The sequence below is a fragment of the Clostridium sp. genome, from assembly GCF_016650035.1.
Taxonomy (GTDB): domain Bacteria; phylum Bacillota; class Clostridia; order Clostridiales; family Clostridiaceae; genus Clostridium_AD.
This window is the reverse complement of the sequence record NZ_JAENWM010000038.1, coordinates 25,998-33,963: the sequence shown is the minus strand read 5'-3', so window position 1 is coordinate 33,963 and position 7,966 is coordinate 25,998. Positions and strand designations below refer to the sequence as shown.

Genomic DNA, 7,966 nt, shown 5'->3' with positions numbered 1-7,966 from the left:
CAATTATATGTCACCTGATGAGTTTGAAATAGCCTATAAAAAAGCAAATAAACTTAATGTATCAATCGCAAGTTAAATTTAAGGGGATTACTAATAACTTTCTCATTTTAATTTGTACTTTTTATTGACATAGGACCACCTTGACTATGATAGCTACAGGAGTAGTTATGAAAGTCAGGCTGGGTTTATAGCGGACACGCTTAGAACACATAAAAAGATACATTCAGTAAAGTCTAGGGTTAAAGAACCAGATAGATTAATAGAAAAAATAATTAGAAAGACCACAGGGCGAAAAGAAAAATATGGCTCAGAATTTAAGTTCTCCATGGAAAACTATAAAGAAGAAATAAATGATTTAATAGGAGTTAGAGCAATACATATTTTTAAGGAAGATTGGGAAGATATACACAATTTCATTTACAGTACCTGGAAAGTTATTGAAATAACTGCTAATGTTCGAGAAGGTGATGACACTAAAAGGTTTGAGGAGCTAAATATACAAATCCATTCTAGAAAATCTGGATATAGATCTGTGCATTATTTAATAGAGTTTTTCCCAACTAGTCAAAAGGTTATAGCAGAAATCCAGGTGAGAACAATATTTGAGGAAGGCTATGGAGAAATTGATCATCAACTAAGGTATTCCCATAAGGAAATTCCAGAGGTGCTAGCTTTAAATCTTTTGTTATTTAATCGAATAGCAGGTAGTTCTGATGAAATGGCATCCTTAATAAATCTGTTAAATCGCAATTGGATTGAAATGGAATCAAAATATGAAAGAATGATAGAGATGAAGGATAAAGAAATAAGTAAATTAAAAGAAGGGGAATTGAAATGAAAAAAATATTTAAAGGTTTATTAAAAGGAATTGAAAGCAGTCTTGAAAGATTCCCACTAACTATAGGTCTTTCAACTATATGTGTTATACTTCTTATTTATATTTCAGAAATAAGCCCACAGGCTAGTAGTGATCTTATAGAAACCCTTGGTAGAGTAACTATGGTAATTGCCCTTGGAATTCCACTTTCATTATCCATCAAACTTTTCTTCGAAAGACTAGATAATTACAAGAAGGTATCACTTTATGCATCTTATTTAGGAGGTACACTACTTTTAATTCTCTACTACTACTTTTTGCTAAAGGATATAGGAATGATTTCAATGTCAAGATACATTGGTTTTAGTCTTATTTTATATTTGATTTTTCTTTTTATATCATATTTCCCAAAGAGTGATGACTTTGAGTTTTATGTTATTAGGATCTTTACTAGATTTTTTACCACTGTTTTATATTCACTAGTCTTATACTTAGGATTAGTTGCAATTCTTTTTACAATTGATAAGCTTTTAGGAATTAATATTAAAGGTGAACTTTATTACTACACCTTTCTTGTGGTTGCGGGTATATTTGCACCAGCATTTTTCCTTGCAGGTCTACCAATAAAAAATGAAGTATTAACTTTAAACGACTATTCTCGTCTTTTAAAGGTACTTGTATTATATATTATGATGCCACTTATTTCTGTATATACTATAATACTATATATATATTTTGCAAAGATAATTATTACAAGTCAGTGGCCAGAGGGACTCGTATCCCATCTTGTACTTTGGTATTCTGCAATAAGTGCAGCTGTCCTATTTTTCATATCACCACTACTAGGTGAAAAGAGTTGGACAAGGAGATACATGAAGTATTTTCCAAAGGTGATCCTTCCGCTAATAGTCATGATGTTTATTTCTATAGGAATTAGAATCAAAGCTTACGGGGTAACTGAAAACAGGTATTTTGTCGTTGCACTTGGTATATGGGTGTTTTTAGTTATGATATACTTCGCAAGCGCAAAAAAAATAAGAAATATAATACTTCCAGCATCCCTTGCAGTAATAACTTTTGTATCTGTATTTGGACCTCTAAGTAGCTATGAAATTTCAAAATACAGCCAAAATAAGAGACTAAACAAAATATTTGTTAGAAATAATATGATTTTGAATAACAAAGTAGTTAAAGCGAAAGTTGAGGTTTCTAAAGAGGATATAAGTCAGATAAGTAGTGTTCTTAATTATTTTGATAGAAATCATAGTCTAAGCGACATTAATTCATTGCCAAATGGTTTTGGAATTTCAGATTCGGAAAAGATATTAGGAGTCAAGTATAGCGAAGGAAATTATGGAAATAACAATGAGTATTTCAATTTTAATTCCACCGGCACATCAGAAGCAATGGATGTAAGAGGATATGACTATTTATTTGATTCAAGGTATAATAAATCTCAGAATTCAGATAACACACCAATTAGTTTAAACTATGATTATGAATCTAGTGCACTAGAGATTACTCAAGATGGAAAAGATATTTATAAAAAAGATTTAACGGAATTTGTTAATATACTTATAAAAAAATATGGTATTAATCAAAATCAAAACAATATTTCCCAAGATGAAATGACCTTTGAGGATGTAAATGATAAAGTTAATATTAAAATCATATTTTCTAATATATCAGGTAATATGAACACCTCAAACGATAAATTGCAATCAAAGAATTTCGAATTCTATATTCTTGTAAAATTAAAATAAATAATTGTTAAAGTTGACTTATTCGCACCATTTAATATAGTATAATGTAGCTATAAATAAAAGATTAGAGGTGTATCTATGACTAATGATGAAATATATAAACGTATAATGGTTATGAGTAGTGTTAAAACTGCAAAAAGTTTTGTTAAAACTTGTGAAATAAGTAAGAGCGACCTAAGCAAGCTTTGTAAGAGATATAACGTGTTTGTAGAGGGTAAATCCACTAAAGATGATATAATTGATAGATTTATTGGGGAAACACTGGGCGTAAAGTTAAAGAACAAGGTAATTAATAAGTATAATATTAGATAGGCGTTTTAAAATTTAATATATGTATAAATAACTTTATTTAATAAAATAATACCTATGAGGTGAAAATAATGAAGTTGTTTATACCGGATATAGCTTATATAAACCCAAAAATTCACAAATATGATTCAGCAAAAAAGGTTATAGAGTATTTAGAAAAATTTAATGTGCCTATAGTTAATTCTAAAAAAGTAGTAATAGAGGGTGGGTCACCTGAAAAAAATTATGCTATTGCTAAAAAAACTATACTTTTCACAGTAAATGGTCAAAAAAAATTGGTAAGTTGTAGGCCATCTGCAGATTACCAATTTTCGCTATCCAGTTCCTGTCCTGCCAATTGTGAATATTGCTATCTCCAGACCACTCAAGGTGAAAAACCATTTATGAAGATTTTCCTGAACATAGAAGATATTTTAGAAATTATTCAGAATTATATAGATAATAACATGCCGAATATCACTAGCTTTGAATGCGCAAGCATAACTGACCCAGTAGCTCTTGAGCACTTAAGTGGAAATTTAACAAAATGCATAGAGTTTTTTGGAGAAAGTTCTAATGGTAGACTTAGGCTTGTAACTAAATTTGATAATGTTGAGGCATTTTTAAAACTAAAACATAATAAGCATACAAAGTTTAGATTCACTTTAAACTCACGCTATGTAATAAATAACTTTGAACACAACACTTGTAGTTTTAATGAAAGAATAGCAGCTGTTAAAAAAATTGCTCTTGCTGGATACCCAATAGGGTTTATAATTGCACCTATTATGATATATGATAATTGGAAAGAAGAGTATAAAGAATTATTTGAGACGCTAAAAATAGCATTAGATGGGTATAATGAAGAAATAAGCTTTGAACTTATACAACATAGATTTACTAAAGCTGCAAAGGAACTTATAGTTCAAAGATTTGTGAATACTAAACTTGATTTAGATGAAGAGAAGAGATTATTAAAATGGGGACCTTATGGTAAGTTTAAGTATGTTTATAAGAAAACAGATAGTGAAAACATTAGAGACTATATATCCAAACTCATAAACGAAAATTTTTCAGAGGCAATAATTGAATATTTTACCTAGTAATATAAACATCTAACTTTTGGTTGGATGTTTTTTTTGTTTAGAAAGAAAGTATTTATTATTAAATCAGTATAAGGACGTTAGTCTCCATACTGATTTTTTAAATATGTAATTTAAAGATGCAACTTTAGAGGAGATATGGAAGTACCTTTTTTTAAAAGTGATAAGAAATCTTTTCTAGATATGAAAACTCCTCCTAAACTTTCTAGATGATCTGTATGAACCTGGCAGTCAATTAGGGTAAACTCTTTTTCTTCTAATAATTTACTAAGAGTAATAAAGGCTACTTTGGAAGCATTATCCATAGTTGAAAACATTGATTCACCGAAAAAACATTTCCCTATACTTATACCGTATAAACCACCAACTAATTTATCTCCGTGGAAGGTCTCTACAGAATGGGCGAAACCAAGTTCATGAAGCTTGCAGTAGGCTTCAATCATTTCATCGGTAATCCAAGTTCCTGTATCTTTTCTGATATTAGCACAATTCGATATAACATCTCTGAAACAAGTATCAAAAGATACTCTATAAATTTTATTTTTAAGTATTTTTTTCATGGAATGAGAAATTTTAATATCCTTTGGATAAATAATAAATCGTGGGTCTGGTGACCACCAAAGTATGGGCTCTTCTTCTGAAAACCATGGAAATATACCATTTGAGTAAGCAAGAAGTAATCTCTCGGGAGATAGGTCACCATCTATGGCTAAGAGTCCATCTTCCTCTGAAAGTGAAGGATCTGGGAATGCTAAATCATTTGACAATCTATAAATGGGCATTATAAACTCCTTTCAAAATATAGTATATTAAAGGTTCTAAAAGTATAACACAATACGTGTTAAAATTAATAATTTGAAGTAATATTATTGAATTTCACTACATAAATATTATTGTGGGAAGGTGATATTATGTCTTTTGAAGAAACCGTTTATAAAGAATATAAACATGTTATTACAAAATCTTATGAAATTTATGATGATGAACCAGCTAAAAGACTTTATTATGTGAAGAAAAATGTTCCTACAGAAATATATAATATGTTTTTATTAGAAACATTGCAATGGGAACTTTGTATTCTAACTTCTAAAAGACTAGATTTTAATGGTGGTAATTTAGAATTAATATGTATAGTTTTAGCAGAAAACATTGGTAAGGTAGAAAATGAATTGTAATAAATTTGAAAAAGTATATAGATGTAAATTTAAAAAGTTTAAAATAACTGACCTTATCCATCAGAGTTAGATAATGTTACCGATTCCGGAAAGGGTATTTACAAATTAGTACAGCATATTTATATTAATCATAATGATTGTATAAATACTCCTCTATATGGACATAATTCCAAATGAGGAGGGGTAATATGAATAATAAAAAATTTTTATACCTAATGATAACAATCCTATTAATTGCTTTTTCTGGTGCTTACTATTCACTAGACCGTTATATGAATAAAAACGATTTGAAATTTGAAGCTTCTAATAAATTGCCTTTTATGAAACTCACTGACATAAGAATTAGTGATTATGATGAAAATTTAAAACAATCATCAGTGACTACTAATTTGACTAAGGTAACGGGACAAACAAAATTTACTTTTGTTATTAAATATAAAGATAAAGAAGTAAGAAATATGGTATTAGAAAAACAATTCAATGCTTCTAATGAATTAGATAGCAAGACAAAAGAAGAACTTAATGATCTTTTTAAAAAACAAGGATATATAGTTTATAGTATGAGTGTGGGGCAAGTTGATTTTGTTAATAATAGTGATAGGTACAGTTATAATGCTAATAGGTATTTTCTAGGCATATATAATGATTTAGTTACAATTTATAAGACTGATAATAATGGAGATATAATAGCTCATAAAATATTTAATGCCAATGTAGATGCAGAAGATGGTACCCAACGGGATTATGATTTTGAAACAGAGGATAAAGGAGAGCTTATATATATCAAAACAGGTGAATTAAAAGAAAAGGATGGAGTATTGGATGACTTAATTTTTGGTAAAAAATATGTTAAGGACACCGAAGGTCCAATAGATATGGAAGAGAGCGAAGAAAAAGGTGAATTTAAGACTGCTGGAAAGGCCTTCGATTATGCTAGAGGTTTATTAAGGTCATAACTATTTATAAAAAATCGAAAATGAACTATAACCTTAAGAACTGAAATTTCTTAAGGTTTTTTGCAATTAAATTTGCTAATACTTTGATATTTATATTGTTAATTATTGAATTAATAGCATTTAGGTGTTAAAGTATTATATAGTGGTTATAGGTTTAGGAGGATAGAAGTATGTACGAATATATAAGCGGGATTTTTGTAGGTATTAGTAAAGACTACGTTGTAGTAGATAATAATGGCATGGGGTACAAGATATATACCTCCGGAAGTACTATGGCAAAAATGCCAAAGACCAGCGACAACGTTTTATTATATATAAAGCAAATTGTTAGAGAAGATTTTATTGGGCTGTATGGATTTTTAACAAAAGATGAGATAGAGATGTTTAGCCTTGCAATTAGTACCAATGGAGTTGGCCCAAAAGCTGCGTTATCATTACTTTCTATTTGCAATGTTACAAGCCTTAAGTATGCTATTGTGTCTGGGGATGAGAAAACCTTACAAAGAGCACCTGGCATAGGAAAAAAAATTGCTCAAAGAATAATTTTAGAGCTTAGAGAAAAAATCCATATTGAGCAGAGTGAAGTTAATAATTTATCACGACTTTCAGGGAGTAATTTAATAGAAGATAGAAAACTTATAGATGTTTTAGGAGCTCTTATGTCACTTGGATATTCTGAAAAGGAAGCTGAAAAAGCACTTAACGCATCAAATAAAGAAGAATCGCTTGAAAATATGATAAAAAATTGTTTGAAATATTTAATGAATTAAGGTGGTAGTATACTATGGATGATATTGAGGAAAGAATTATTACATCTTCTATCATTGAAGAAGATATGGAAGCAGAATACTCCTTAAGGCCACAAAATCTTAGGGAGTATATTGGTCAGCCAAAAATTAAAGAAAAATTAAATATATTTATAAAAGCATCTCAAAATAGAGAAGAAGCTCTTGATCATGTTCTTTTATATGGGCCACCTGGCCTTGGCAAGACAACTCTTGCAAATATTATTGCAAAGGAAATGAAGGGTAACTTAAAAGTAACTTCAGGGCCTGCTATTGAAAGACCTGGGGATTTAGCATCTATTTTAACATCTCTTAGTGATTATGATGTTCTTTTTATTGATGAAATACATAGGCTTAGTAGAACTGTTGAAGAAATATTATATCCAGCCATGGAGGATTATGCATTAGATATTGTAATTGGAAAAGGGGCTTCAGCAAAATCTATAAGGCTTGACTTGCCAAAGTTCACACTTATTGGTGCTACTACTAGAATAGGACTTTTAACAGCACCCCTTCGTGATAGATTTGGAGTGCTCAGTGCCATGGAATATTATACGGAGGATGAGTTAAAAGAAATAGTCGTTCGATCTTCTGTTATTTTAAAGGTAGATATTACAAAAGACGCAGCAGTTGAAATTGCGAGGCGTTCAAGGGGTACACCGAGAATTGCTAATCGACTACTTAAGAGGGTTAGGGACTATTGTGATGTTAAGGGAAATGGAATTATTGATTTAGAGTTAGCAAAGTCTGCAGCCGAGCTTCTTGAAATAGATAGTGAAGGCTTTGATAATATAGATAATAAAATGCTAGAAGCTATTATAGATAATTTTAATGGCGGACCAGTAGGAATAGAGACTTTATCTTATTTTATAGGCGAGGAAATAGGAACTTTGGAGGATGTCTATGAACCCTATTTAATTCAAAAGGGATTCATAATAAGAACTCCTAGAGGAAGGATGGCATCTGAAAAGGCATATAAGCATTTAAATAAAACTATGAAGATATCAAACAGTCATAAAAACCTCAAACAATTTACAGTATTTGACGATGAAGATAATGAAGGTTGATGACATTTTCAC

8 protein-coding genes and 1 pseudogene are annotated in these 7,966 nt (G+C 30.0%); 8 read left to right on the top strand and 1 reads right to left on the bottom strand.

Annotated elements, in window-relative coordinates:
• Positions 1 to 136: 136 nt before the first annotated feature.
• The 4 genes and pseudogenes from JJD95_RS10665 to splB all read left to right on the top strand — a co-directional run.
• Positions 137 to 838: pseudogene (locus JJD95_RS10665) on the top strand (RelA/SpoT domain-containing protein); the annotation flags it as partial.
• Complete coding sequence (locus tag JJD95_RS10660) at positions 835 to 2,580, top strand: DUF4153 domain-containing protein (RefSeq protein WP_291642998.1); 1,746 nt, start codon at positions 835 to 837, stop codon at positions 2,578 to 2,580. The pseudogene JJD95_RS10665 and the gene JJD95_RS10660, both read left to right, overlap by 4 nt.
• A gap of 78 nt (positions 2,581 to 2,658) precedes the next feature.
• Positions 2,659 to 2,892, top strand: a complete 234-nt coding sequence (locus JJD95_RS10655) for a hypothetical protein (protein WP_291642997.1) — start codon at positions 2,659 to 2,661, stop codon at positions 2,890 to 2,892.
• 68 nt (positions 2,893 to 2,960) lie between these two features.
• Positions 2,961 to 3,971, top strand: coding sequence for a spore photoproduct lyase (gene splB / locus JJD95_RS10650; RefSeq protein WP_291642996.1), 1,011 nt, complete (start codon positions 2,961 to 2,963; stop codon positions 3,969 to 3,971).
• Positions 3,972 to 4,084: 113 nt separating this feature from the next.
• Here the strand turns inward: splB and aat are convergent, their stop codons facing one another.
• Positions 4,085 to 4,753: a leucyl/phenylalanyl-tRNA--protein transferase gene (aat, locus tag JJD95_RS10645; protein WP_291642995.1), complete on the bottom strand. Its 669-nt coding sequence runs from the start codon at positions 4,751 to 4,753 to the stop codon at positions 4,085 to 4,087.
• Between the two features lie 129 nt (positions 4,754 to 4,882).
• Here aat and JJD95_RS10640 point away from each other — a divergent pair, with 129 nt between their 5' ends.
• From JJD95_RS10640 to ruvB, 4 genes are all read left to right on the top strand, one after another.
• On the top strand, positions 4,883 to 5,146 hold the full coding sequence (locus tag JJD95_RS10640; RefSeq protein ID WP_291642994.1) for a hypothetical protein: 264 nt from the start codon (positions 4,883 to 4,885) through the stop codon (positions 5,144 to 5,146).
• A 188-nt stretch (positions 5,147 to 5,334) separates the two neighbouring features.
• Positions 5,335 to 6,102 carry a hypothetical protein gene (locus JJD95_RS10635; protein WP_291642993.1) on the top strand — a complete coding sequence of 256 codons (768 nt, stop codon included), beginning with the start codon at positions 5,335 to 5,337 and terminating at the stop codon, positions 6,100 to 6,102.
• A 170-nt stretch (positions 6,103 to 6,272) separates the two neighbouring features.
• Positions 6,273 to 6,872: a Holliday junction branch migration protein RuvA gene (gene ruvA, locus JJD95_RS10630; RefSeq protein WP_291642992.1), complete on the top strand. Its 600-nt coding sequence runs from the start codon at positions 6,273 to 6,275 to the stop codon at positions 6,870 to 6,872.
• 23 nt (positions 6,873 to 6,895) lie between these two features.
• Positions 6,896 to 7,954, top strand: a complete 1,059-nt coding sequence (gene ruvB, locus JJD95_RS10625; protein WP_291643001.1) for a Holliday junction branch migration DNA helicase RuvB — start codon at positions 6,896 to 6,898, stop codon at positions 7,952 to 7,954.
• Positions 7,955 to 7,966: the final 12 nt, after the last annotated feature.

Coding starts and splice junctions, on each gene's coding strand:
- JJD95_RS10660 (WP_291642998.1), top strand. CDS start 835: ATGAAAAAAATATTTAAAGGTTTATTAAAAGGAATTGAAAGCAGTCTT.
- JJD95_RS10655 (WP_291642997.1), top strand. CDS start 2,659: ATGACTAATGATGAAATATATAAACGTATAATGGTTATGAGTAGTGTT.
- splB (WP_291642996.1), top strand. CDS start 2,961: ATGAAGTTGTTTATACCGGATATAGCTTATATAAACCCAAAAATTCAC.
- aat (WP_291642995.1), bottom strand. CDS start 4,753: ATGCCCATTTATAGATTGTCAAATGATTTAGCATTCCCAGATCCTTCA.
- JJD95_RS10640 (WP_291642994.1), top strand. CDS start 4,883: ATGTCTTTTGAAGAAACCGTTTATAAAGAATATAAACATGTTATTACA.
- JJD95_RS10635 (WP_291642993.1), top strand. CDS start 5,335: ATGAATAATAAAAAATTTTTATACCTAATGATAACAATCCTATTAATT.
- ruvA (WP_291642992.1), top strand. CDS start 6,273: ATGTACGAATATATAAGCGGGATTTTTGTAGGTATTAGTAAAGACTAC.